The following is a 24686-nucleotide window of genomic DNA, read 5'->3' on the forward strand; positions in this document are numbered from 1 at the left end:
GCTGCGTCCGTCTAGGGGTCTCCCCAACCCTCCCCTTGCAACCCTCTTGCTTGTCCCCCCCGGGGGGGGGGGGGGGCGGCCCCCCCCCCCCCCCCCCCCCCGCCCGTCCGAAGGGACCTCAGCGCAGGAAGGGGTCCACCGCGATCGCCAGGAAGAGCACCGACACGTAGGTGATCGACCAGTGGAAGAGCCGCATCTCCTTGAGCTTGCCGCCCGTGACCTCGGCCTTGGCGCGGTTCTGCAGACCGTGCGCCTCCCACAGCCACATGCCGCCGGCCAGCAGGGCGACCGCCGTGTAGAACCAGCCGGTGTAGCCCAGCGGCTGCAGCAGCAGCGACACGGCGACCATCACCCAGCTGTAGATGACGATCTGCCGGGCGACGACCTTGTTGGAGGCGATGACCGGGAGCATCGGCACGCCGACGCGCGCGTAGTCCTCCTTGACCTTCATGGACAGCGGCCAGTAGTGCGGCGGCGTCCAGAAGAACATGACCCCGAAGAGGATGATCGGCGCCCAGGACATCGAGTTCGTCACGGAGGACCAGCCGATGAGCACCGGCAGGCAGCCCGCGATGCCGCCCCAGACGATGTTCTGCGAGGTGCGGCGCTTGAGGATCATCGTGTAGACGACGACGTAGAAGAGGAGCGCGCCGAGCGACAGCCAGGCCGACAGCCAGTTCACAGTGAGGCCGAACAGCAGCGTCGAGACGATCGCCAGGGTGATGCCGAAGGTGAGGCACTCGCGCGGGCTGACCATGCCGGTCACCAGCGGCCGCTGTGAGGTGCGGTCCATCAGCGCGTCGATGTCGCGGTCGATGTACATGTTCAGCGCGTTGGCGCCGCCTGCGGACAGATAGCCGCCGACGCAGGTCAGCAGCACCAGCTTCAGATCCGGAACACCCTGCTCGGCGAGGAACATCACCGGAACGGTGGTGATGAGCAGAAGTTCGATGATCCGCGGCTTGGTCAACGCCACGAACGCCTTGACACGGGCCCCGAACGGCCGGTGACTCGGGCCCTGGCTCGTCCCGATTACCCCCGCAGGACGGGATTCAACGGCCGTCACGCACACCCCTGACAGAGACATCCCAGCAAGCCTCCCCGTGTGAAGTGGCGGTAAAGGCTCGCGCGTACCACGCCACTTTAGACGTTGCCCATACCTCGGCCTTCGCGGGGGTGGGGTCGTGTTGAGAAGGGCGCTCCGACGTGCGCCGGACCAGTCGATTGAGCGGTCAGATGAGCGCCTCCGTATTCACTTGCCGAATGCGGTTTCACCCAGTCGACAGGCGGATCCAGAAGAGTCCCGGCAGTCTGGTTTCCAGCGGAAAAACGCACGTACTTACGGGGGTAGGCTCAGCAACGGCCGGCCGACTCAGGACGCGCCGGCAGCCGGTGGGCGCCACGTGCACCGGCATCCGACATGTGGAGAGGAGCCCTGACTCAGGGTGAGCACCAAGCCGACCACCACAGACCTCGAGTGGACCGAACTGGACCAGCGGGCCGTGGACACCGCCCGCGTCCTGGCCGCCGATGCCGTACAGAAGGTTGGCAACGGCCATCCGGGTACGGCGATGAGCCTGGCGCCCGCCGCCTACACCCTCTTCCAGAAGGTGATGCGGCACGACCCCGCCGACGCGGACTGGGTCGGGCGCGACCGTTTCGTGCTGTCCGCCGGCCACTCGTCCCTGACCCTCTACACCCAGTTGTACCTGGCCGGCTTCGGCCTGGAGCTGGACGACCTGAAGTCCTTCAGGACGTGGGGCTCGAAGACCCCCGGTCACCCGGAGTACGGGCACACCACCGGCGTCGAGACCACGACCGGCCCCCTGGGCCAGGGTGTCGCCAACGCGGTGGGCATGGCGATGGCCGCCCGCTACGAGCGCGGCCTGTTCGACCCGGAGGCTCCCGAGGGCGAGTCGCCGTTCGACCACTTCGTCTACTGCATCGCCGGTGACGGCTGCCTCCAGGAGGGCATCTCCGCCGAGGCGTCCTCCATGGCCGGTCACCAGAGGCTGGGCAACCTGGTCCTGCTGTGGGACGACAACCACATCTCGATCGAGGGCGACACCGAGACCGCCGTCTCCGAGGACACCTGCAAGCGGTACGAGGCGTACGGCTGGCACGTGCAGCGCGTCGCCCCCAAGCCGGACGGCGACCTGGACCCGAACGCGATCTACGACGCGGTCCAGGAGGCGAAGAAGGTCACCGACCGCCCCTCCTTCATCGCGATGCGCTCGATCATCGCCTGGCCCGCCCCGAACGCGCAGAACACCGAGGCCGCCCACGGCTCGGCGCTCGGCGACGACGAGGTCGCCGCGACCAAGCGGGTCATGGGCTTCGACCCGGAGAAGACCTTCGAGGTCTCCGACGAGGTCATCGAGCACACCCGCAAGGCGCTGGAGAAGGGCCAGGCGGCCCGCGCGGTGTGGGAGAAGTCCTTCCAGCAGTGGCGGGACAACAACCCGGAGCGCGCCGCCGAGTACGAGCGCGTGGCCAAGGGCGAGCTGCCCAAGGGCTGGGAGGAGAGGATCCCGGTCTTCGAGGCGGGCAAGGGCGTCGCCACGCGTGCCGCGTCCGGCAAGGTCCTCCAGGCCCTCGGCGCGGTCATCCCCGAGCTGTGGGGCGGCTCGGCCGACCTCGCGGGCTCGAACAACACGACGATCGACAAGACGTCGTCCTTCCTCCCCGCGGGCAACCCGCTGCCGGAGGCCGACCCGTACGGCCGCACCATCCACTTCGGCATCCGCGAGCACGCGATGGCCGCGGAGATGAACGGCATCGCCCTGCACGGGAACACCCGCATCTACGGCGGAACGTTCCTGGTCTTCTCCGACTACATGCGCAACGCCGTCCGTCTGTCGGCGCTGATGCACCTGCCGGTGACGTACGTGTGGACGCACGACTCCATCGGCCTCGGCGAGGACGGCCCGACCCACCAGCCGGTCGAGCACCTGGCCTCGCTGCGCGCCATCCCGGGCCTGAACGTGGTCCGCCCGGCCGACGCCAACGAGACGGCGATCGCCTGGCGCGAGATCCTGCGCCGCTGGACGAAGGAGTTCGGCAAGGGCCAGCCGCACGGTCTGGCGCTGACCCGCCAGGGCGTGCCGACGTACGAGCCCAACGAGGACGCGGCCAAGGGCGGCTACGTCCTGTTCGAGGCCGAGGGCGGCGAGCCGCAGGTCGTGCTGATCGCCACCGGCTCCGAGGTGCACGTGGCCGTCGAGGCGCGCGAGGCGCTCCAGGCCGACGGTGTGCCCACGCGTGTCGTGTCGATGCCGTCCGTCGAGTGGTTCGAGCAGCAGGACCAGGGGTACCGGGACAGCGTCCTGCCCCCGTCCGTGAAGGCCCGGGTCGCGGTGGAGGCCGGGATCGGACTGACCTGGCACAAGTACGTGGGGGACGCCGGCCGCATCGTTTCCCTGGAGCACTTCGGTGCTTCGGCCGACGGCAAGGTGCTCTTCCAGGAGTTCGGCTTCACTGCCGAGAACGTGGCCGCCCAGGCGCGGGAATCGATCGCCGCGGCCCAGCGCTGACGCTCACACACGACACGTAGGAGATGCATTTTCCATGACAGACGCACTCAAGCGCCTCTCCGATGAAGGCGTCGCGATCTGGCTGGACGACCTGTCGCGCAAGCGGATCACGTCCGGCAACCTCGCCGAGCTGATCGACCAGCAGCACGTCGTGGGCGTCACCACCAACCCGTCGATCTTCCAGAAGGCGATCTCGCAGGGCGACGGCTACGACCAGCAGCTCTCGGACCTCGCCGTCCGCCGGGTGTCGGTCGAAGAGGCCATCCGGATGATCACCACGGCGGACGTCCGCGACGCCGCCGACATCCTGCGCCCGGTGTACGACAACACCGGCGGCAAGGACGGCCGGGTCTCCATCGAGGTCGACCCGCGCCTGGCGCACAACACGCACGCGACGGTCGCCGAGGCCAAGCAGCTGGCCTGGCTGGTGGACCGGCCCAACACCTTCATCAAGATCCCGGCCACCGAGGCGGGCCTCCCGGCGATCGCCGAGACCATCGGCCTGGGCATCAGCGTCAACGTCACGCTGATCTTCTCGCTGGAGCGCTACCGCAAGGTCATGGACGCCTTCCTGACCGGTCTGGAGAAGGCCAAGGAGCGCGGCCTGGACCTGTCAGAGATCCACTCGGTGGCGTCCTTCTTCGTGTCCCGCGTGGACACCGAGATCGACAAGCGGATCGACGCCCTCGGCACCGACGAGGCCAAGGCACTGCGCGGCAAGGCCGCCGTCGCCAACGCCCGCCTCGCCTACCAGGCGTACGAGGAGGTCTTCTCCTCCGACCGCTGGGCCGCCCTGGAGAAGGCCGGTGCCAACAAGCAGCGCCCGCTGTGGGCGTCGACCGGCGTCAAGGACAAGGCGTACAGCGACACCATGTACGTCACCGACCTGGTGGCGCCCAACACGGTGAACACGATGCCGGAGGCGACGCTGTTCGCCACCGAGGACCACGGCGAGATCACCGGCGACACCGTCGCCGGCACCTACGAGCAGGCCCGCGCGGACCTCGACGCGGTCGAGAAGCTGGGGATCTCCTACGACGAGGTGGTCCAGCTCCTCGAGAAGGAGGGTGTCGACAAGTTCGAGGACTCCTGGAACGACCTGCTCAAGTCGACGGAGGCAGAGCTCAAGCGCCTCGCTCCCTCGGAGGGCTAGAAATTGTCAAGCAGCAACCCGCTGCGTGACCCCGCAGACCGACGGCTCCCGCGCATCGCGGGGCCGTCGGGTCTGGTCATTTTCGGCGTCACCGGTGACCTCTCCCGCAAGAAGCTCATGCCCGCCGTGTACGACCTCGCCAACCGGGGTCTGCTGCCGCCGGGCTTCTCGCTCGTCGGGTTCGCGCGCCGCGACTGGGAGCACGAGGACTTCGCCCAGGTCGTGCACGACGCCGTCAAGGAGCACTCCCGCACACCGTTCCGTGAGGAGGTCTGGCAGCAGCTCATCCAGGGGATGCGCTTCGTCCAGGGCACCTTCGACGACGACGACGCCTTCGAGCGGCTGCGCGCCACCATCGACGACCTGGACAAGGCGCAGGGTACGGGCGGCAACTTCGCCTTCTACCTGTCGGTACCGCCGAAGTCCTTCCCGGTCGTCATCCAGCAGCTGAAGAAGCACCAGCTGGCCGACCAGACGAACGGCTCCTGGCGCCGTGCGGTGATCGAGAAGCCCTTCGGCCACGACCTGAAGTCGGCCGAGGAGCTCAACGCGATCGTCCACGAGGTCTTCGCTCCGGACCAGGTCTTCCGCATCGACCACTACCTGGGCAAGGAGACCGTCCAGAACATCCTGGCGCTGCGCTTCGCCAACACGATGTTCGAGCCGATCTGGAACCGGTCCTACGTGGACCACGTGCAGATCACCATGGCCGAGGACATCGGCATCGGCGGCCGGGCCGGCTACTACGACGGCATCGGCGCCGCCCGCGACGTCATCCAGAACCACCTCCTCCAGCTCCTCGCGCTCACCGCGATGGAAGAGCCCGCCTCCTTCGACGCGGACGCGCTGGCCGCCGAGAAGACCAAGGTGCTCGGCGCGGTCCGCCTCCCCAAGGACCTGGGCCGCGACACCGTGCACGCCCAGTACGCGGCGGGGTGGCAGGGCGGCGCGAAGGTCATCGGCTACCTCGAAGAGGACGGCATCGACGCGAAGTCGAAGACCGACACCTACGCCGCGATCAAGGTCGGCATCGACAACCGCCGCTGGGCGGGCGTCCCCTTCTACCTGCGCACCGGCAAGCGCCTGGGCCGCCGCGTCACCGAGATCGCGGTCGTCTTCCAGCGGGCCCCGCACTCCCCCTTCGACACGACGGCCACCGAGGAGCTGGGCTCGAACGCGATCGTCATCCGCGTCCAGCCCGACGAGGGCGTCACCGTCCGCTTCGGCTCCAAGGTGCCGGGCACGTCGATGGAGATCCGGGACGTGTCGATGGACTTCGCGTACGGCGAGTCCTTCACGGAGTCCAGCCCGGAGGCGTACGAGCGCCTCATCCTGGACGTCCTCCTGGGCGACGCGAACCTCTTCCCGCGCACGGAGGAGGTCGAGCTGTCCTGGAAGATCCTCGACCCGATCGAGGAGTACTGGGACGAGCACTGCGTCCCGGCCCGGTACCCGGCCGGCACCTGGGGCCCCGTCGAGGCGGACGAAATGCTCGAGCGAGACGGACGGAGCTGGCGCCGGCCATGAAGACAGACCTCACGGACACCACGGCCAGCAAGATCAACAAGGCGCTGGTGCTGGGTCGCCGGGCGATCGGCACGCCGGCCATCGGCATGGTGCTCACGCTGGTCATCGTCACCGACGAGGAGAACGCCTACGACGCGCTGAAGGCCGCGAGCGACGCGGCGCACGAGCACCCCTCGCGCACGCTGGTCGTCATCAAGCGCGTCTCCCGCTCCCCCCGGGACCGCACGAAGTCCCGCCTGGACGCCGAGGTCCGCCTCGGCGCCGACGCGGGCACCGGCGAGACGATCGTGCTGCGGCTGTACGGCGACGTGGTCGACCACGCCCAGTCGGTCGTCCTGCCGCTGCTGCTGCCGGACGCGCCGGTCGTGGTGTGGTGGCCGGTGAACGCGCCGCTGGACCCGGCCGGGGACCCGCTGGGCGCCCTGGCCCAGCGCCGGGTCACCGACACCTACGCCTGCGAGGAGCCGATCCGGGAACTGACGGCCCGCGCCGACGCCTACGCCCCGGGCGACACCGACCTGTCCTGGACCCGCATCACGCCGTGGCGCTCGATGCTGGCGGCGGCCCTGGACCAGGTCGACTGCGAGGTGCAGTCGGTCGAGGTGGAGGGCGAGGAGTACAACCCGAGCTGCGAGCTGCTGGCGATGTGGCTGGCGGACCGGCTGGACGTGCCGGTGCAGCGCACCGCGTCCGACGGCCCCGGCCTGACCGCGGTCCGCATGGACACCGACTGCGGTCCGGTCGTCCTGGACCGGGCCGACGGTTCGCTGGCGACGCTGTCCGTCAAGGGCCAGCCGTCGCGGGCGGTGGCGCTCAAGCGGCGTGAGACGGCCGAGCTGATCGCGGAGGAACTGCGGCGCCTCGACCCGGACGACACGTACGCGTCGGCGCTGCGGTACGGGGTGAACCGGCTGAACGCGCCGGGCGGCCCGGCCGACGGTAAGAGCGGCGACGGTGAGGAGGCGGTGGCCGTCCCCGCTCCCGTCGAGACGGCCGCGAAGGCTCCCGCGAAGAAGGCGGCGCGGGAGAAGGCACCGGTGAAGAAGGCGGCGGCGAAGTGAGCACTCCCCAGCTGGTCGTGCACCGCGACAAGGAGCTGATGGCCGAGGCCGCGGCGGCGCGGCTGATCACGAGGATCGTGGACGCGCAGGCTTCCCGGGGCTCTGCGTCCGTGGTCCTCACCGGCGGACGCAACGGCAACGGTCTGCTGACCGCGATCGCGGGCTCCCCGGCCCGGGACGCCGTCGACTGGTCCCGCCTGGACCTGTGGTGGGGCGACGAGCGCTTCCTGCCGGAGGGCGACCCGGAGCGCAATGTCACCCAGGCGCGGGAGGCCCTGCTGGACTCGGTGCCGCTGGACCCGGAGCGGGTGCACGCGATGCCGGCGTCCGACGGTCCGCACGGCTCGGACGCGGAGGCGGCGGCCGCCGCGTACGCGCGGGAACTGGCCGAGGCCTCGGTCCCCGAGAACCACGCGTCGGTCCCATCCTTCGACGTCCTCCTCCTGGGCGTCGGCCCGGACACGCACGTGGCGTCCCTGTTCCCGGAGCACCCGGGCGTCCGGGAGACCGACCGCACGGTCATCGGCGTCCACGGCTCCCCCAAGCCCCCGCCCACCCGCGTCTCCCTCACCCTTCCCGCCATCCGCACCGCCCGCGAGGTGTGGCTGCTGGCGGCGGGCGAGGACAAGGCGAACGCGGTGGCGATGGCCCTGTCGGGAGCGGGCGAGATCCAGGCCCCGGCGGCGGGGGCGCGGGGGCGGTCCCGCACGCTGTGGCTCCTGGACACGGCGGCGGCTTCGCGGCTGCCGAGGTCCCTCTACCCACCGGCGTCGGCCTGATCCAGCCCGTCGGAAGGGGCGGCGGGGGCGAGAACCCTCCCCGCCGCCCGCCCTCCGTCACTTCACGGACCCCGCCATGACCCCCTGCACAAAGTGCCGCTGGAACGCGAAGAACACCACCACCGGCACCACCAGCGACAGGAACGCCCCCGGCGCCAGCACGTCGATGTTGCTGCCGAACTGCCGGATCTGCGACTGGAGCTCCACCGTCAGCGGCTGCGACGAGCTGTCCGCGAACAGCAGCGCGACCAGCATGTCGTTCCACACCCACAGGAATTGGAAGATGGCGAGGCTGGCGATGGCCGGCTTCCCCACCGGCAGCACCAGCCGCGTGAAGACCCGCCACTCGTTGCCGCCGTCCATCCGCGCGGCCTCCAGCATCTCCTTGGGCATCTCGGCGAAGTAGTTCCGCAGCAGGAACACGGCGAACGGCAGCCCGTACGCCACGTGGAACAGCACCACACCCGGGATCGTCCCGAAGAGCCCGAGCTGCCCGAAGAGCTTGGCGACCGGCAGCAGCCCGATCTGCACGGGCACCACCAGCAGCGCGACGACGACCAGGAAGACCGCCTCGCGCCCCGGGAAGTCCAGCCAGGCGAAGGCGTACCCGGCGAGCGCTCCGACGACCACGACGAGCAGGGTCGTCGGCACGGAGATCAGCACCGTGTTCCAGAAGGCCTGGGTGATGCCCGAGTTGCCGAGCAGCGCCGAGTAGTTGTCGAGGGAGAGCTGCCCGGGGCTGGCCAGGGCCGTCCACCAGCCGCCCTTCGCCGTGTCCTCGGACGACCGCAGCGAGGACAGGAACAGCCCGGCCAGCGGCGTCATCCACACCAGCCCGATGAGCACGAGGAAGGCCTGGACGATCCCGTTGCCCAGATACCGCCGGACGGCGTTCATCGCTGACTCCTCTTGAAGCGGCGGACGTTGAAGACCATGGCCGGGACGACGAGCAGCAGGAGCAGTACGCCGAGCGCGCTGCCGAGCCCCTGGTTGTTGCCGCCGCCGAACGACACCAGCCACATCTGCGTCGCGAGTACCGTCGCGTCCTCCTGCACGGGGCCGGGCGCGATGATGTAGACGAGGTCAAAGACCTTCATCACGTTGATCACGAGGGTGATGAAGACGACCGTGAGCACCGGGGCCAGCAGCGGCACGGTGATCCGCCGGAAGATCTGCCACTCGTTGGCACCGTCCATCCGCGCCGCCTCCAGCGCGTCCCGCGGCAGCGAGGACAGCCCGGCGCCGATCAGCACCATCGCGAACCCGGTCCAGATCCACAGGTACGCCCCGATGATCGCGGGAGTGACGAGGGCGGGGCCGAGCCAGGAGACGCCCTCGTAGGGCGGGGCGAAGTTCGACGCGGGGAGCTTCACGGTGTAGGAGCCCTCGTCCAGCCCCTCGAAGCGGAAGGAGCCGTCGTCCCCGGTGGTCGTGGTCGCGACCGTACGGCCGTCGCGCACCGCCTCGACCGTCATCTCGGGCAGCCCGCTCTCCCGCCGGTCCACCCGGCCCTGCTCCCCTCCCCCGCCGGGTGTGAAGTCCAGGTAGACGACCCCGCGCACCTCGTCGGCGGCGGCGTCCCGTCCCGCCGCCCGGTACGCGTTCTCCGCACCGGACGGCAGATCGTCGGGGCCCACGCCGACCAGGCCGAGCGCCACCGTGTCACCGGGTGACACGCCCGCACCGGTCCGGTACGAGCCGTCGGCACCCTTGACCAGGCCGCCCTCCTGGCCCTCCCGTGCCCGGGCGCCCGGGTAGCTCGACGTGCCGGCGAAGGCGTCGTGCACGCCGGTCACGGCGGCGTTGAGGACGCCCTTGTCCGGGTCGTGGTCGTAGGCGAGCCGGAAGATGATGCCGGCGGCGAGGAAGGAGACCGCCATCGGCATGAAGAGCAGCAGCTTGAACGCGGTGGCCCAGCGGACCTTCTCCACCAGGACGGCGAGGATCAGCCCGAGGCCGGTCAGCAGCGTCGGCGCGACGACTACCCAGATCGCCGTGTTGCGGATGGCCTTGAGGGTGGCCGGGTCGCGGAACATCTCGGTGTAGTTGTCGCCGCCCACGAAGCGCGTCCCGGACGCGTCGAAGAAGCTCCGGCCGGCGGAGAACAGCACGGGGTAGACGACGAGGGCGCCCAGCAGGAGCAGCGCGGGCAGCACGAAGAGCAGGGCGACGGCCGCCCGGCGCCGCCGGGGGCGCCGCAGGGGCGCCGGGTCGGCAGCGGCGGGCGGGCTCGCCTCTTTCACCAGGGTGGAGGTCATGACCGGTCAGCCCTCAGCCCTTGTAGGCCTTGGCCGCCGCGGCCTCCAGCTCGGCGGCGGTCGCCTTCGGGTCGGAGGGGTCGCGCAGGAAGTCCTGGAGGATCTTCCACTCGCCCGCGCCCTTGGTGCCGCCGAAGGCCGCGGGTGCCTGGTCGGACATGTCGAAGCGGACCGAGTCGCCGGCGCCGACGAGGGACTCGGCGGTGGCCCGGGTGACGTCGTCGCCGTAGGAGGCGAGGTCGAGGTTCTTGTTCGGGGAGAGGAAGCCGCCCGCCTCGGCCCACACGGCCGCGGCCTCCGGCGTCGCGAGGTACTCCAGGAGCGCCATGCCGGCCTCGGAGTTCTTGCCGTCCTTCAGGACGACGGCCGCGTCACCGCCGCTGACCACCGGTGCCTCGCCGCCGTCGACCGCGGGGAACGGGAAGAAGTTCGCGTCCTTGCCGATCTCCTTGCCGAACTGGTCCTTGGCGACCCCGGCGACGAAGTCGCCCTCGTAGACCATGCCGGCCTCGGGCTTCGGACCGAAGACCTTCTCCACGGAGCCCGGGAAGTCGGTGTTCAGGGCGCCCTGCCGGCCGCCCTCGACGAGCTGCTTGTCCTTGAAGAGCTTGCCGAGGGTGGTGAGCGCCTCGACCACGCTCGCGTCGGTCCACTTCAGCTCGTGGGCGGCGAGGGCGTCGTACTTCTCGGGTCCGGCCTGGGAGAGGTAGATGTTCTCGAACCAGTCGGTCAGCGTCCAGCCGTCCTGCCCGGCGACCGAGAAGGCGGCGAGCCCGGAGTCGGAGACGGTCCGCCCGGCCTCCAGCATCTCGTCGTACGTCTTCGGCGGCTCGACCCCGGCCTGGGCGAGGGCGTCGGGGCTGTACCAGACGGTCGACTTGTGAGCGGCCTTGAAGTAGAGGCCGTAGAGGGTGTTGTCGACGGTCCCGTACGTCTTCCAGACGTCCGCGAAGTTCGAGTCGACGGACTTCTGGGCCGTCTTGGACAGCGGCTTCAGCCAGCCGTTGCCGGCGAACTGCCCCAGCACGCCGACCTGCGGGACCATCACGACATCGGGGGCGTTGCCGCCCTCGATCTTGCTGCCGACGACGGTGGAGACGTTGTCGCCGGTGGAGACGAAGGAGGTCTTGGCGCCGGTCTTCTCGGTGAAGGCGTCCAGCACCTTCTGGAAGTTCTCCTGCTCGGTGCCGGACCAGACGCCGGCCACGGTGACCGACTGTCCGCTGAGCGCCTTGTCGCCGCCGCCGGCCGTGACGGGTCCCGAGCCGCCGCAGGCGGTGGCGCCGAGGGCGAGGACGAGGGCGGTGCAGCCGGTGAGCAGGGAGGAGCGTCGTCGCATCATCGTTGATGTCCCTTCGAAGGGTCGGGTGGAGCGAGGTTAGAGGTCGGCGATCCACCAGGCGGCGGTGGAGCCGGGCAGGACGCCGGGCGGGCAGGGCCCGTCGCTGGCGAGCAGCGGGGCGCCGGGGACGGGGGCCGGCGTGGGGGCGGTGCCGAAGTTGACGGCGCAGACCAGGCCGTCGCCGCGGACGAAGGCCAGCACGCCGGGCGGGGTGTCCAGCCAGCGCAGGGTGCCCTCGCCCAGCTGGGGCAGTTCGGAGCGGAGTTGCAGGCCGTCGCGGTAGAGGTGCCAGAAGGAGCGGGTGTCGGCGAGGGCGCGGTCGGTGGCGTACTCGGCGAAGTACTCGGGCTGCGGCAGCCAGGGCTTGGCACTCCCGTCGCCGGAGGTGAAGCCGAACGGGGAGGCCTGTCCCGACCAGGGCAGCGGCACCCGGCAGCCGTCGCGGACGCGGGCGCGGCTGCCGGTGCGGTGGAAGATCGGGTCGGTGAGCACGTCGTCGGGCAGGTCGACGACCTCGGGCAGGCCCAGTTCCTCGCCCTGGTAGATGTACGCCGCTCCGGGCAGCGCCAGCATCAGCAGCGCGGCGGCGCGGGCGCGGGCGGTGCCGAGGCCGCTGCCGTCGGTGGCGGGTTCGCCGTAGCGGGTGACGGTGCGGACCTGGTCGTGGTTGTTGAGGACCCAGGTGACCGTGGAGCCGGTGCCGGCGATGTCCTGCATGGCCTCGGAGATGACCTTGCGGAAGGCGTCGGGGTCCCAGGGGGCGCCGAGGAGGTCGAAGAAGAAGGCCTGGTGGAGTTCGTCGGGGCGGACGTAGCGGGCGTGTTCGCGGGCGCTGGGCACCGACACCTCGCCGACGAGGAGGCGTTCGCGGCCGTCCCGGGCGGTGTACTCCTCACAGACCGCGCGCCAGTGCCGCCACACGTCGTGCACCTCGGGCCGGTTCCAGGCGAGCGGGTTGACCGAGTCGCGGGTGCGGGCGTCGGCCTCCGGGTCCGGGGAGTCGGGCAGTTCGGGGTGCTTGTAGAGGCCGGCGGCGACGTCGATGCGGAAGCCGTCGACGCCCCGGTCCAGCCAGAAGCGGAGTATCCGGTCGAACTCGGCCGCGACCTCGGGGGTGCGCCAGTTCCAGTCCGGCTGCTCGGGCGTGAACATGTGCAGGTACCACTGGCCGGGGCGGCCGTCGGGCTCCGTCACGCGGGTCCAGGCCGGACCGCCGAACATGGCGTGCCAGTTGTTCGGCGGCTCGTCGCCGTCCGGTCCGCGGCCGTCGGCGAAGTGGAAGCGGGCGCGGGCCGGGCTGCCGGGCGGGGAGGCCAGTGCCTCGCGGAACCACGGGTGCTCGCTGGAGCAGTGGTTGGGGACGATGTCGAGCAGGACCCGGATGCCGAGACGCCGGGCCGCGGCGACCAGCGCGTCGAACTCGTCGAGGTCGCCGAAGAGCGGGTCGACACCCCGGTAGTCGGCGACGTCGTAGCCGTGGTCGTGCTGGGGCGAGGGGTAGAAGGGGCTCAGCCAGATCCCGTCCACGCCGAGTTTGCGCAGGTACGGCAGTCCGGCCCGGACACCGGCGAGATCGCCGACGCCGTCGCCGGTGCTGTCGAGGAAGCTGCGGACGTAGACCTGGTAGATCACCGCGTCACGCCACCAGTGGTGCCTGTTCACCCCGGAACCTGTCTGTAGAGAGGGCCGCTGTTATGCATGCATGTTAGGTAGCGATGACGCGAGGGTGTCAATGAACGGAACAGAGACCACCGGACAGTTGGGGCTGCATATGCCTACTTTTCACCCCAGAGCGGACACAGATGAGACGCTGGCATTACCTAACGCGTAACTAGGAGATCGCGGCCAGCTCGCGCGCCAGTCGTCGCACCGCCGCCTCGGGCGTCTGCCGCCCGGTCATCGCGTCGTGCACGACCGCCTGCACGGCCAGGCTGACCTGGTCGTAGCGCGGGCTCTTGGGGCGCGGGGCGGCGGCGAGCACGCTCTGGCGCAGGGTCGGCAGGTAGGGGAACGCCTCGACGAGCGCGGGGTCCTCGTACAGGTCGGCCCGTACGGGCGGCAGCGCGCCGCGCGTGAGGACCTGGCGCTGGACGCGCTCGCTGGTGAGGTAGGCGATGAGGCGCGCGGCTGAGTCGGGGTGCCGGGCGTGGGTGCCCACGGCCAGGTTGGAGCCGCCGAGGACGCTGGTGCCGGGGCCGTGGGGGCCCGGCAGCGGCACGGCGCCGACCTTCCCGGCGACTTCGGAGTCCGGGGCGGAGGCGCTGACGTAGGCGTAGGGCCAGTTGCGCAGGAAGAGCAGGCGGCCGTCCTGGAAGGCCCGCTTGGACTCCTCCTCCTTGTAGGTCAGCGCCGCCTTCGGTATCCAGCCCTCGCGCACCCCGCGCGCCAGGAATCCGATGCCCTCGCGGGCCGCCGCCGAGTCCACGGTGACGCGTGCGCCCTCGTCGCCGAGGATGCCGCCGCCGGCCGAGTAGACGGCCTCGGCGGCGTTCACGGTCAGGCCCTCGTAGGGCAGGAACTGTCCGGCGTAGCCGTCCAGTCCGTGCTCCGGGGCGATGGTCTCGGCGTACCGTTCCAGCTCCGCCCAGGTGCGCGGCGGCGGGACGCCCTCGGCGGCCAGGACGTCCTTGCGGTACAGGAGCAGGCCGGCGTTGGTGACGTACGGGACGGCGTAGAGGCGGCCGTCGTAGGTCGCCGTGCCGACGACGGGCGGCAGGAAGGTGCCGAGCGGGAAGCGGTCCCGGGGCAGCGGGCGTATCCAGCCGGCGGCGGCGAACTCGGAGGTCCAGTTGACGTCGATGTTGAGGACGTCGAAGCGGTGCCGTCCGCCGTCGCGCAGGTCGGTGGCCATCTGCGCGCGGGTCTCGTCGGCGGAGTCGGGCAGTTCGACGAGGGTGACCCGCTCACCGGGGTGGGCGCGGTTCCAGCCCTCCAGCAGCGGGCCGAGGTAGCCGGTGAGGTCCCCCGCGGTGGCCAGGGTGAGCGGGCCGCGACCGCTCGCGGCACCCTCGTCCGCGCGGGCGCCGGAGGCCACGTACCCGGTCAGGACGACGAGGAGGACGAGGAGGCCCCTACCGGCGGCGTGGATCCACCGCATAGGTTCCTCCCTGTACACCCTCGTACACCGGGCCGCCCGCTCGCACCGGCACCGGGCGTCCTCGTCCCGGGTCAGAGGCCATGTATACCTGTTAGGTATGCGCGATACTAGGGCCTGGAGCACATCCGGGGACTCGAACAGAAGCGGGAGGACGGCTGAGTGCGCCTGCACCTCCTGGCTCTCCTGGCCCGCGGTCCGGCCCACGGCTACGAGCTGAAGCAGGACCTTGAGCAACTGCTGGGCTCCGCGTACCCTCAGCCGAACGTCGGCCAGATCTACGTCACCCTCGGCCGTCTCGAGAAGACGGGACTGATCGAGGGCGAGGACATCGAGCAGTCGAGCCGGCCCAACAAGAAGGTCTACCACCTCACCGAGGCCGGGCGCGACGAGCTGCGGGCCTGGTACGAGGAGACGGCGGACGAGCCGCGGGTGCGGGACGAGTTCTTCATGAAGCTCGCCCTGGCTCCGCAGACCGGGCTCGCCGACCAGATCGCCCTGATCAACAAGCAGCGGCGGCAGTACCTGAACACCATGCGGCAGCTGTCGAGGCTGGCCGCCGCCGAAGACCGGGACAACCGCGTCGCCCACCTCCTCATCGAGGGCGCGATGCTGCACCTGCAGGCCGACCTCGACTGGCTGGAGCGGTGCCAGGAAGAGCTGGAGGAGCTGGAGTGAGCGCTGGCACGAGTGCCGATCCCGCTCCCTTGCTGCGCGCCGAGGGCCTGGTCAAGACGCATCACGGGGAGGGCGCCCCGGCGCACGCCGTGCGCGGGGTCGACCTGTGCGTGCGGCGGGGCGAGTTCGTGGCGGTCACCGGGCCGTCCGGCGCGGGGAAGTCGACGCTGCTGCATCTGCTCGGCGGGCTCCAGCGGCCGGACGCCGGACGCCTCTGGCTGGACGGCGCGTGCACGGACGGATACAGCGAGAAACGCTGGGCGGTCGAGCGCAGGAAGCGGATCGGGATCGTCTTCCAGTTCTTCAACCTCGTCTCCGACCTGTCCGTCGCCGACAACGTCGAGCTGCCCGCCCTGCTCGCCGGGCTGCCGCCGAAGCGGGCGCGCGCCGAGCGGGAGGAGCTGCTGGCCGAGCTGGGCCTGACGGGCAAGGAGCGCAGTATGCCCGGTGAGCTGTCCGGCGGCGAGCAGCAGCGGGTGGCTCTGGCGCGGGCCCTGGTGAACCATCCGCCGCTGCTGCTGGCGGACGAGCCCGCGGGCAGCCTGGACAGCAAGGGCACCCGCGAGGTGATGCGGCTGCTGTCCCGCTTCCACCAGCGGGGCCAGACGATCCTGCTGGTCACCCATGACGCGCGGCTCGCCAGCGCCGCCGACCGGGTGATCAGCTTCTTCGACGGACGGATAGCCGACGACGCCGAACTGGACGCCGGTGCGCCGCCGCGCCGCCGCCCGGGGGCGTCCGCCGTGCTGGAACTCAAGGACTGACATGCGGGCGTACGACCACCGCGCGCACCGCGCACCGGAAGGCTGAGGCCCGTGCGAGCCACCCTGCGCTGGGCCCACTCCGATCTGCGCACGCACCGGGGCGAGGCGCTGTTCCTCGTCCTCGCCACCGCCGGGATCGTCGCCTCGCTGCTGCTGGCCACGGCCCTGTTCGGGTACGCGACCAACCCCTGGCAGCGGGTCTTCACGCAGGCCCGCGGCGCACACGTCTGGCTGCACACCGACCGCGCCGCCGACACCGGGAAGCTGGCCGCGCTGGACGGCGTCCAGTCCGTCGCCGGCCCCTATCCGACCGCCTCCGCCACCGTCGCCGTACGCGGCACCCGGGCCTCCGTCGAACTGCGCGGGACCGCCGAGGAGCCGGACGTGGGACGGCCGCTGCTCACCGCCGGGCACTGGCTCGACCCGGCCGATCCCGACGGGGTGGTTCTGGAGAGCCGTCTCGCCCGCGCGCTGCTGGCCCAGCCCGGCGACACCCTCACGCTGCCCGGCACACCGCGCACCCTCACGGTGCTCGGCATCGCCGACAGCCCCGAACGCCGCTACCGGCCGGGTGAGCAGCCGGGCCTGGTGTGGACACCGCCGGACGCGGTGCCCGATCCGGGCGGTCAGGTGATCGGGCTGCGGCTGACCGACCCCGAGGAGACGGACTACGCCGTGCAGCGGGCGGTGACCGTGCTGGGCGCCGGTGCGATCGGGCAGGTCTCCACCTGGGAACAGGCCCGTGCGGAGGCGCAGGGCGACAACCGCCTGCTCGGCCAGGTGCTCGGCCTGTTCGGGCTGGGCGCGCTGCTGGCCGCGGGGCTGGCGGTGCACGGGGCGATCGGCACCCGTATCCGCGGTCATCTGCGGGACATCTCGGTCCTGAAGGCGATCGGCTTCACCCCGGGCCAGGTGGTGCGGGTCTTCCTGCTCCAGCACCTCGCGTACGCGCTGCTCGGCGCCGTGGCCGCCGCCGGGCTCGCCCAGGCCCTCGGCAGCCGGGTCCCGGGGCGGCTCGGGGACGCGCTCGGCGTGTGGCAGGGACTGCCCGGGCACACCGTCGCGCTGTTGGCGGTACCGGCGTGCGTGGTCCTGTTCATCGGCGCCACCACCGGCCTCGCGGCCTGGCGGGCGGGCCGGGTGCCGCCGGTTCCGGTGCCGCGCCCGGCGGCGGCGCAGGGCGGCGGGCTGTCGGGGGCGGCTCGGCGGGTGCTGGGGCTGCGGGTGTTCCGGGTACGGGTACGGGGGCGAGGTGGCCGGGGTGCCGGGGATTCCGGCGTCCGGACCGTCGCGGTCTCCGGTCCGCCCACCCCGGCTGAGCCCGGCGCCCCGGGTCACGTGGACGCCGGCCCGGCGGGCAGCGGCGGCCCGGGGGCCAAAGACGTCGGCGGGCCGGGCCGTGCCGAGGCCGGGGACCCGGGCAGCCGAGGAGCCGGCACCGGTCGTCGCGGGGCGGCCGGCGAGCGGGCGTCCGGCACGCGCGAGCTGGAGGTGCGGGTGCCGCCCGCGCTCGTGCTCGGCTGGCACAAGGCGTTCGCCCGCCGCCCGCGCTCGTTCGCCACCGTCGCGCGCCTCACGCTGCCGCTGCTGCTGATCGTGGTCGCGATGAGCGCGTGGACCACCATCGACCGCTTCCACGACCGCCCCGAGCAGATCGGCCTGCCGACCGCGCTCACGGTCCGCGCCGAGGCCGGTTCCGTCACGGCCGGCACCCGGGCCCTGCTGGAGCGCGACGCCGGTGTCGCCGCCGCCTACCCGGGTGTCGAGGTGGCCGCCCTGGTGCCGGGGCAGACCGCGACGATCGCGCTGCGCGGGCTCGGCACCCGCGAGGACCCGTACCCGTACGCGCTGGCCGAGGGCCGCCGTGCGAACGGGCCGGACGAGGCGGTGGCCGGGCAGGGGCTGCTGGACCTGCTGGAGGTCGGGGTCGGCGACTGGGTGCGGATGACCGTCGGGGACCGGCCGCAGATCCTGCACATCGTGGGCCGCAGCATCGAGCCGGAGAACGCGGGCCGGGTCATCTCGACGTCCCTGGACACCCTCCGGGAGAACGACCCGCGGCTCGAACCGGCCCTCTACCAGCTGCGTCTGCACTCCGGCGCCGACCCGGACGAGGTCGCCGGCCGGCTCGCCGAGGCCGGGCACGGACGGTTCGACGTGCACGCCGTGGCGAACCCGGCCGACGGGCTGTCCCCGCTGCGCCCAGTGGTCCTCGGGCTGATCGCCGTACTCGCGCTCGTCGGGCTGATCGAACTGCTCACCGCGATCGGCGGCACCGTCCGGGAGAGCGAACGGGACCTGCTCGCCCTCAGGGCGATCGGACTGTCCCCGCGCCAGATCACCGGCATCACGGTCACGGCCACCGGCTGCACCGCCCTGGCGGCCGTGCTCCTGGCCGCCGTCCTCGGGCTGCCGCTCGCCCATTGGCTGATCGACGCCCAGGGCGCCTCCAGCGGTATCGGCGCGGGGATCGCCCAGGCCCCTTCACCGGTGCTCCTGGTGCTGGTGGGCACGGCGGCCGTGCTCGGTGCGGCGGCGCTGGCCGCGGTGCCGTCGGCCCGTGCGGCCCGGCGCCGGCTCGCGGACACGCTCAGCGCGGTGGCCTGACCGGACCGGCCGGGCCACCGCTCACGCGCTCTTCGCTCACCGCCGGCCGCGCAGCTCCCGGTAGGCGGCGACCAGCGCCTGGGTGGAGGCGTCCAGGCCGGGGACCGAGCCCGCCGCGGCAGCGGCTGATGAAAACGTCTCGGTGAGGGCGGGTTCGAGGCGCTTGGCGAGGACCTTGCCGAGTTCGACGCCCCACTGGTCGAAGGAGTCGATGTTCCAGACCGCGCCCTGGACGAACACCTTGTGCTCGTAGAGGGCGACGAGCTGCCCGAGCACCGACGGGGTCAGCTCGCGGGCGAGGATGGTGGTCGTCGGGTGGTCGCCCTTGAACGTCTTGTGCGGGACCAGCTCCTCCGGGACGCCCTCGGCGCGCACCTCGTCGGGTGTCTTGCCGAAGGCGAGCGCCTGGGTCTGGGCGAAGAAGTTGGCCATCAGCAGGTCGTGCTGGGCCTTCAGCTCGTCGCTGAGCTCGGCGACCGGCTGGGCGAACCCGATGAAGTCCGCGGGGATGAGCTTCGTGCCCTGGTGGATCAACTGGTAGTAGGCGTGCTGCCCGTTGGTGCCGGGCGTGCCCCACACGACCGGGCCGGTCTGCCACGCGACCTCGCGTCCGTCCCGGCCGACGTACTTGCCGTTGGACTCCATGTCGAGCTGCTGGAGGTAGGCGGTGAACCTCGACAGGTAGTGGCTGTACGGCAGTACGGCGTGCGACTGGGCGCCCAGGAAGTTGCCGTACCAGATGCCCAGCAGGCCCATCAGCAGGGGCACGTTGGACTCGGCGGGGGCGGTGCGGAAGTGTTCGTCGACGAGGTGGAAGCCGTCGAGCATCTCGCGGAAACGGTCCGGGCCGATGGCGATCATCAGGGAGAGGCCGATCGCCGAGTCGTACGAGTAGCGGCCGCCGACCCAGTCCCAGAACTCGAACATGTTGGCCGTGTCGATGCCGAACTCGGCGACCTTCTCGGCGTTCGTCGACAGGGCGACGAAGTGCTTGGCGACCGCGGCCCCGTCACCGAGGGCGTTCAGCAGCCAGGTCCGGGCGGAGGTGGCGTTGGTGACCGTCTCGATGGTGGTGAAGGTCTTGGAGGCGATGACGAACAGCGTCTCGGCCGGGTCCAGGTCGCGGGTGGCCTCGTGCAGGTCGGCGCCGTCGACGTTGGAGACGAAACGGACCGTCAGGTCCCGGTCGGTGAAGGCGCGCAGCACCTCGTACGCCATCGCCGGGCCCAGGTCGGAGCCGCCGATGCCGACGTTGACGACGTTCCTGATGCGCTTGCCGGTGTGGCCCTTCCACTCCCCGGAGCGGACCCGGTGGGAGAAGTCGGCCATCTTGTCGAGGACGGCGTGGACCTTGGGGACGACGTTCTCGCCGTCGACCTCGATCACCGCGTCCCGCGGGGCGCGCAGCGCGGTGTGCAGGACCGCCCGGTCCTCGGTGATGTTGATCCGCTCGCCGCGGAACATGGCGTCGCGCAGCCCGAAGACGTCGGTGGCGGCGGCCAGCTCGCGCAGCAGCCGCAGGGTCTCGTCGGTGACGAGGTGCTTGGAGTAGTCGACGTACAGGTCTCCCACCCGGAGCGTGCAGCCGGTGCCGCGGTCCGGGTCGGCGGCGAAGAGTTCGCGCAGCCGCACCTCTCCGAGCTGGTCACGATGCTTGGCCAGCGCGGTCCATTCGGGCGTCTGGTCGAGCCTGGTACGGCCGTCTGCGTTCATGTCGGACGTCAGCCTTCTTCCTTGGGTGTCCCAGCTGTCCCGGCTGGTCCAACCTAATTGATCAGTACGGTCAGTACGGAAGAAGAGCGACAGCGACGGGGACTAGATCTCGCCCCGCAGTTTCGCGAGCGCCTCGGCGAGGATCGCCTCGCCGTCCGCGTCGCTGCGGCGCTCGCGCACGTATGCGAGGTGGGTCTTGTACGGCTCGGTGCGCGGCGGGTCCGGCGGGTTGTCCCGGTCCTGTCCGGCGGGGAAGCCGCAGCGCGGGCAGTCCCAGGTCTCCGGGACCTGGGCGTCGCTCGCGAAGCTCGGCTGTGTCTCGTGTCCGTTGGAGCACCAGAAGGAGATGCGCAGACGCGGCGCGGACTCGCCGCGCTCGGCCTCGCCCATCGGCCCCGCCCCGACCCGGCTTCCCCGGATCGCGTTGCCACTTGCCACGGTGTAACTCCCTGCGTGATGGTGCCGCGAAGCGAGTCGGCGTTTCGCTTCGCTGCGAGCGCCTCAGTCTACGTAAGGCCCAACGCGCGTCCAGTGATTGGAGTTACAAGCTCCAGCGCTCAGACGCAAGCCCCATGATAGGCGGCGCCTTGCGGCGCGTACCGAACATGGGGCTTTACGTGCTCGAGTGCGTGACGTGTCAGTTGTTCGCCTTCATCAGCAGGCCGAGCACCATGATGCACGCGAACCACAGCAGACCGACCACCACGGTGATCCGGTCGAGGTTGCGCTCGGCGACCGAGGAGCCGCCGACGGACGACTGCATGCCGCCACCGAACATGTCGGAGAGGCCGCCGCCCTTCCCCTTGTGCATCAGCACCAGCAGCATCAGCAGCAGGCTGAATACGATCAGGGTGATCGAGAACCCCAAAACCACGGCTGGACCAACTTCCTCGGATTCGGATGAACGACGGGGGCACGGTGACAGCAGGCCACCATGCCCCCGCAAGGGTACGACGTATCGCCGCTAGCGCATACTCACCGGTCGACCTGCCGTCCGGCTCACTGGTCGCGGAAGCGGACGATCTTGACGAACTCGTCCGAGTCCAGCGAGGCACCGCCGACCAGGGCGCCGTCGATGTCGGCCTGGGACATGATCTCGGCGACGTTGCCGGACTTGACCGAGCCGCCGTACTGGATGCGGACCTTGTCGGCCAGCTCCTGCGAGTACAGCTCGGCGAGCTTGCCGCGGATGGCCGCGCAGACCTCCTGGGCGTCCTCGGCGCCGCAGACCTTGCCGGTGCCGATGGCCCACACGGGCTCGTAGGCGATCACGACCGACTCGGCCTGCTCGGCGGGGAGATCCTTCAGGCCGCCCTCGACCTGGGCGAGGGTGTGGGCGACGTGGTTGCCCGCCTCACGGACGTCCAGCTCCTCGCCGACGCACAGGATCGGGGTCAGACCGTGCTTGTAGGCGGCCTTGACCTTGGCGTTGACCAGCTCGTCGGTCTCGGCGTGGTACTGCCGGCGCTCGGAGTGGCCGATCGCCACGTAGGTGCAGCGCAGCTTGGCCAGCATCGGGCCGGAGATCTCGCCGGTGTAGGCGCCGCCGTCGTGGGCGGAGACGTCCTGGGCGCCGTACTTGATCTTCAGCTTGTCGTGCTCGACCAGGGTCTGCACCGAGCGCAGGTCGGTGAAGGGGACGAGGACGGCTACCTCGACGGCGTCGTAGTCCTTGTCCGCGAGGGCGAAGGCGAGCTTCTGGACGTGGGCGATGGCCTCGAGGTGGTTGAGGTTCATCTTCCAGTTGCCCGCCATCAGCGGCGTGCGGGTGGTCATCGGGGTCAGTCCTCCAGTGCGGCGAGGCCGGGGAGCGTCTTGCCCTCGAGGTATTCGAGGGAGGCGCCGCCGCCGGTCGAGATGTGGCCGAATGCGTTCTCGTCGAAGCCGAGCGTGCGGACGGCCGCGGCGGAGTCGCCGCCGCCGACCACGGTGAAGCCCGGGGCGTCGACGAGGGCCTGGGCGACCGCCTTGGTGCCCTCGGCGTAGTCGGGGTGCTCGAAGACGCCCATCGGGCCGTTCCAGAAGACGGTGGCGGCGTCGGCGAGCTTCGAGGCGTACAGCTTGCGGGTCTCGGGACCGATGTCCAGACCCTCCTGGTCGGCGGGGATGGCGTCCGCGGCGACGGTGGCGGGGTCGGCCGGAGCCTTGGTCTTCAGGTCCGGGAACTCGGACGAGACCAGCACGTCGACCGGGAGGACCAGCTCGACGCCGTTCTTCTCGGCGCGCTCCATGTACTCCTTGACGACCGGGATCTGGTCCTCCTGGAGCAGCGAGATGCCGACCTCGTGGCCCTTGGCCTTGAGGAAGGTGTACGCCATGCCGCCGCCGATGAGGAGCCGGTCGGCCTTGCCGAGCAGCTGGTCGATGACGGCGAGCTTGTCGGAGACCTTGGCGCCGCCGAGGGCGACCACGTAGGGGCGCTGGACGTCGTCGGTGAGCTTCTTCAGGACGCCGACCTCGGTGGCGATGAGGTAGCCGGCGTAGTGCGGGAGCTTCTTCGGCAGGTCGTAGACCGACGCGTGCCGCCGGTGCACGGCGCCGAAGCCGTCGCCGACGTACACGTCCGCGAGGCCGGCCAGCTTGTCGGCGAAGGCGGCGCGCTCGGCGTCGTCCTTGCTGGTCTCGCCGGCGTTGAAGCGAAGGTTCTCGATGACCGCGACCTGGCCGTCCGCGAGGCCGGCGACCGTGGACTCGGCGGCGGTGCCGACCGTGTCCTCAGCGAAGGCGACGTCGGTGCCCTCACCGAGCAGCTCACCGAGGCGGGCGGCGGCGGGGGCGAGGGAGAAGGCCGGGTCCGGGGCGCCCTTGGGGCGGCCCAGGTGCGAGGCGACGATCACGCGCGCGCCCGCGTCGGCCAGGGCCTTGACGGTGGGCACCACGGCGCGGATGCGGCCGTCGTCGGTGATGGTGGTGCCGTCGAGCGGCACGTTGAGGTCGGCGCGGACGAAGACGCGCTTGCCGGTGACGCCTTCGGAGAGCAGTTCGTCGATCGTCTTCATGCAGTGGGCTCCTGGGTTCTCGGATCGCTCGTGATCCTACGAGGGCCGGCAGCCGCGGACGCGACGCAGGGCCCGGACAGCGCGGCCTTGCGCTGCCCGAGCCCTGCTACCGCATGCGAGGTGCCTGCTGGGTCCGGCTGGATCAGAGCTGGTTGCCGACGAAGACCGTGAGGTCGACGAGGCGGTTGGAGTAGCCCCACTCGTTGTCGTACCAGCCGATGACCTTCACGTTCTTGCCGTCCTGGACCATGGTCAGGGACGAGTCGAAGGTGCAGGACGCCGGGGCGTTGACGATGTCCGAGGAGACGATCGCGTCCTCGGTGTACTCCAGGATGCCCTTGAGCTCACCCTCGGCGGCCTTCTGGAAGGCGGCGTTGACCTCTTCCTTGGTGACCTCGCGGCCGAGCTCCAGGACGAGGTCGGTGACCGATCCGGTCGGGACCGGGACGCGCATGGCGATGCCGTCCAGCTTGCCCTTGAGCTGCGGGAGGACCAGCGCGGTGGCCTTGGCGGCACCCGTGGTGGTCGGGATGATGTTCTCCGCGGCGGCACGGGCGCGGCGCAGGTCCTTGTGCGGGAAGTCCAGGATGCGCTGGTCGTTCGTGTACGCGTGGACCGTCGTCATCAGGCCCTTGACGATGCCGAAGTTCTCGTCGAGGACCTTGGCCATCGGCGCCACGCAGTTGGTGGTGCAGGAGGCGTTGGAGATGACGTGGTGGTTCGCCGGGTCGTACTTGTCCTGGTTGACGCCCATCACGATGGTGACGTCCTCGTCCTTGGCCGGGGCCGAGATGAGGACCTTCTTCGCGCCGCCCGCGATGTGCTTCTCGGCGTCGGCCTTCTTCGTGAAGATGCCGGTCGACTCGATGACGACGTCGACACCCAGCTCGCCCCAGGGGATGTCGGCCGGGTTGCGCTCGGCGAGGACCTTGATGGTCTTGTCGCCGACGGTGATGGTGTCCTCGGTGTGCGAGACCTCGTACGGGAGGCGCCCGAGGATGGTGTCGTACTTCAGCAGGTGGGCGGTGGTCGCGGTGTCACCCAGGTCGTTGACAGCCACGATCTCGATGTCTGCACCCTGCTCCAGCAGCGCGCGGAAGTAGTTACGACCGATGCGGCCAAAGCCGTTGATGCCTACGCGGATCGTCACGAACCGATCTCCTCGTTGGTACGCCGGC

The 24686-nt window shown here is 70.9% G+C and carries 20 protein-coding genes; 8 read left to right on the forward strand and 12 right to left on the reverse strand.

Annotated features, from left to right (window positions below; genetic code table 11):
• Nucleotides 1-118 precede the first annotated feature (118 nt).
• On the reverse strand, nt 119-1072 hold the full coding sequence (locus ACFW47_RS30725) for a heme o synthase (protein WP_386282928.1): 954 nt from the start codon (nt 1070-1072) through the stop codon (nt 119-121).
• Between the two features lie 373 nt (nt 1073-1445).
• Between ACFW47_RS30725 and tkt the strand changes: the two genes are divergently transcribed.
• Genes tkt through pgl form a run of 5 tightly spaced genes read left to right on the forward strand, consistent with a single transcriptional unit; the run spans nt 1446 to nt 8053 of the window.
• Nucleotides 1446-3533, forward strand: a complete 2088-nt coding sequence (gene tkt / locus ACFW47_RS30730; protein ID WP_386307732.1) for a transketolase — start codon at nt 1446-1448, stop codon at nt 3531-3533.
• A gap of 34 nt (nt 3534-3567) precedes the next feature.
• Nucleotides 3568-4686, forward strand: a complete 1119-nt coding sequence (tal, locus tag ACFW47_RS30735; RefSeq protein ID WP_386307733.1) for a transaldolase — start codon at nt 3568-3570, stop codon at nt 4684-4686.
• 3 nt (nt 4687-4689) lie between these two features.
• Nucleotides 4690-6213 carry a glucose-6-phosphate dehydrogenase gene (zwf, locus tag ACFW47_RS30740; protein WP_386282400.1) on the forward strand — a complete coding sequence of 508 codons (1524 nt, stop codon included), beginning with the start codon at nt 4690-4692 and terminating at the stop codon, nt 6211-6213.
• The gene (opcA, locus tag ACFW47_RS30745) at nt 6210-7274 is read left to right on the forward strand and encodes a glucose-6-phosphate dehydrogenase assembly protein OpcA (protein ID WP_386307735.1); all 1065 of its coding nucleotides are present in this window, start codon (nt 6210-6212) and stop codon (nt 7272-7274) included. The genes zwf and opcA overlap by 4 nt, the downstream gene beginning before the upstream one ends.
• Nucleotides 7271-8053: a 6-phosphogluconolactonase gene (pgl, locus tag ACFW47_RS30750; RefSeq protein WP_386282404.1), complete on the forward strand. Its 783-nt coding sequence runs from the start codon at nt 7271-7273 to the stop codon at nt 8051-8053. The genes opcA and pgl overlap by 4 nt, the downstream gene beginning before the upstream one ends.
• A 57-nt stretch (nt 8054-8110) precedes the next feature.
• On the opposite strand, the gene ACFW47_RS30755 is transcribed toward pgl, so the two are convergent.
• The 5 genes from ACFW47_RS30755 to ACFW47_RS30775 all read right to left on the reverse strand — a co-directional run bounded on the left by ACFW47_RS30755 (nt 8111) and on the right by ACFW47_RS30775 (nt 14750).
• Complete coding sequence (locus ACFW47_RS30755; RefSeq protein WP_386307736.1) at nt 8111-8950, reverse strand: carbohydrate ABC transporter permease; 840 nt, start codon at nt 8948-8950, stop codon at nt 8111-8113.
• Nucleotides 8947-10311 (reverse strand): ABC transporter permease subunit, encoded by a 1365-nt coding sequence (locus ACFW47_RS30760; RefSeq protein WP_386307738.1) that lies wholly within the window; start codon nt 10309-10311, stop codon nt 8947-8949. The genes ACFW47_RS30755 and ACFW47_RS30760 overlap by 4 nt, the downstream gene beginning before the upstream one ends.
• Before the next feature lie 13 nt (nt 10312-10324).
• On the reverse strand, nt 10325-11653 hold the full coding sequence (locus tag ACFW47_RS30765) for an ABC transporter substrate-binding protein (protein ID WP_386282412.1): 1329 nt from the start codon (nt 11651-11653) through the stop codon (nt 10325-10327).
• A 36-nt stretch (nt 11654-11689) separates the two neighbouring features.
• Complete coding sequence (locus ACFW47_RS30770) at nt 11690-13315, reverse strand: glycoside hydrolase family 13 protein (RefSeq protein WP_386307740.1); 1626 nt, start codon at nt 13313-13315, stop codon at nt 11690-11692.
• A gap of 169 nt (nt 13316-13484) precedes the next feature.
• Complete coding sequence (locus tag ACFW47_RS30775) at nt 13485-14750, reverse strand: ABC transporter substrate-binding protein (protein WP_386282417.1); 1266 nt, start codon at nt 14748-14750, stop codon at nt 13485-13487.
• A gap of 159 nt (nt 14751-14909) precedes the next feature.
• On the opposite strand from ACFW47_RS30775, the gene ACFW47_RS30780 reads away from it, so the two are divergent.
• Genes ACFW47_RS30780 through ACFW47_RS30790 form a run of 3 tightly spaced genes read left to right on the forward strand, consistent with a single transcriptional unit; the run spans nt 14910 to nt 18796 of the window.
• Nucleotides 14910-15425, forward strand: a complete 516-nt coding sequence (locus tag ACFW47_RS30780) for a PadR family transcriptional regulator (RefSeq protein WP_383280405.1) — start codon at nt 14910-14912, stop codon at nt 15423-15425.
• Entirely contained in the window at nt 15422-16189 is a 768-nt protein-coding gene (locus ACFW47_RS30785; RefSeq protein ID WP_386282420.1) for an ABC transporter ATP-binding protein, read from the forward strand. Before ACFW47_RS30780 ends, ACFW47_RS30785 begins: the two co-directional genes overlap by 4 nt.
• Nucleotides 16190-16240: 51 nt before the next feature.
• The gene (locus ACFW47_RS30790; protein ID WP_386307742.1) at nt 16241-18796 is read left to right on the forward strand and encodes an FtsX-like permease family protein; all 2556 of its coding nucleotides are present in this window, start codon (nt 16241-16243) and stop codon (nt 18794-18796) included.
• Nucleotides 18797-18832: 36 nt separating this feature from the next.
• On the opposite strand, the gene pgi is transcribed toward ACFW47_RS30790, so the two are convergent.
• From pgi to gap, 6 genes are all read right to left on the reverse strand, one after another.
• Entirely contained in the window at nt 18833-20509 is a 1677-nt protein-coding gene (gene pgi, locus ACFW47_RS30795; RefSeq protein WP_386282425.1) for a glucose-6-phosphate isomerase, read from the reverse strand.
• Nucleotides 20510-20611: 102 nt separating this feature from the next.
• Nucleotides 20612-20899, reverse strand: a complete 288-nt coding sequence (locus tag ACFW47_RS30800) for an RNA polymerase-binding protein RbpA (RefSeq protein WP_007448238.1) — start codon at nt 20897-20899, stop codon at nt 20612-20614.
• Nucleotides 20900-21146: 247 nt separating this feature from the next.
• The gene (gene secG / locus ACFW47_RS30805) at nt 21147-21383 is read right to left on the reverse strand and encodes a preprotein translocase subunit SecG (protein WP_386282427.1); all 237 of its coding nucleotides are present in this window, start codon (nt 21381-21383) and stop codon (nt 21147-21149) included.
• Between the two features lie 125 nt (nt 21384-21508).
• Entirely contained in the window at nt 21509-22285 is a 777-nt protein-coding gene (gene tpiA / locus ACFW47_RS30810) for a triose-phosphate isomerase (RefSeq protein WP_386282429.1), read from the reverse strand.
• A 5-nt stretch (nt 22286-22290) separates the two neighbouring features.
• Nucleotides 22291-23508: a phosphoglycerate kinase gene (locus ACFW47_RS30815; RefSeq protein ID WP_386282431.1), complete on the reverse strand. Its 1218-nt coding sequence runs from the start codon at nt 23506-23508 to the stop codon at nt 22291-22293.
• Nucleotides 23509-23650: 142 nt separating this feature from the next.
• Nucleotides 23651-24658: a type I glyceraldehyde-3-phosphate dehydrogenase gene (gene gap, locus ACFW47_RS30820; protein WP_073721661.1), complete on the reverse strand. Its 1008-nt coding sequence runs from the start codon at nt 24656-24658 to the stop codon at nt 23651-23653.
• Nucleotides 24659-24686 lie beyond the last annotated feature (28 nt).

Origin of the sequence: Streptomyces sp. NPDC058796, assembly GCF_042745235.1 — a bacterium.
GTDB lineage: Bacteria > Actinomycetota > Actinomycetes > Streptomycetales > Streptomycetaceae > Streptomyces.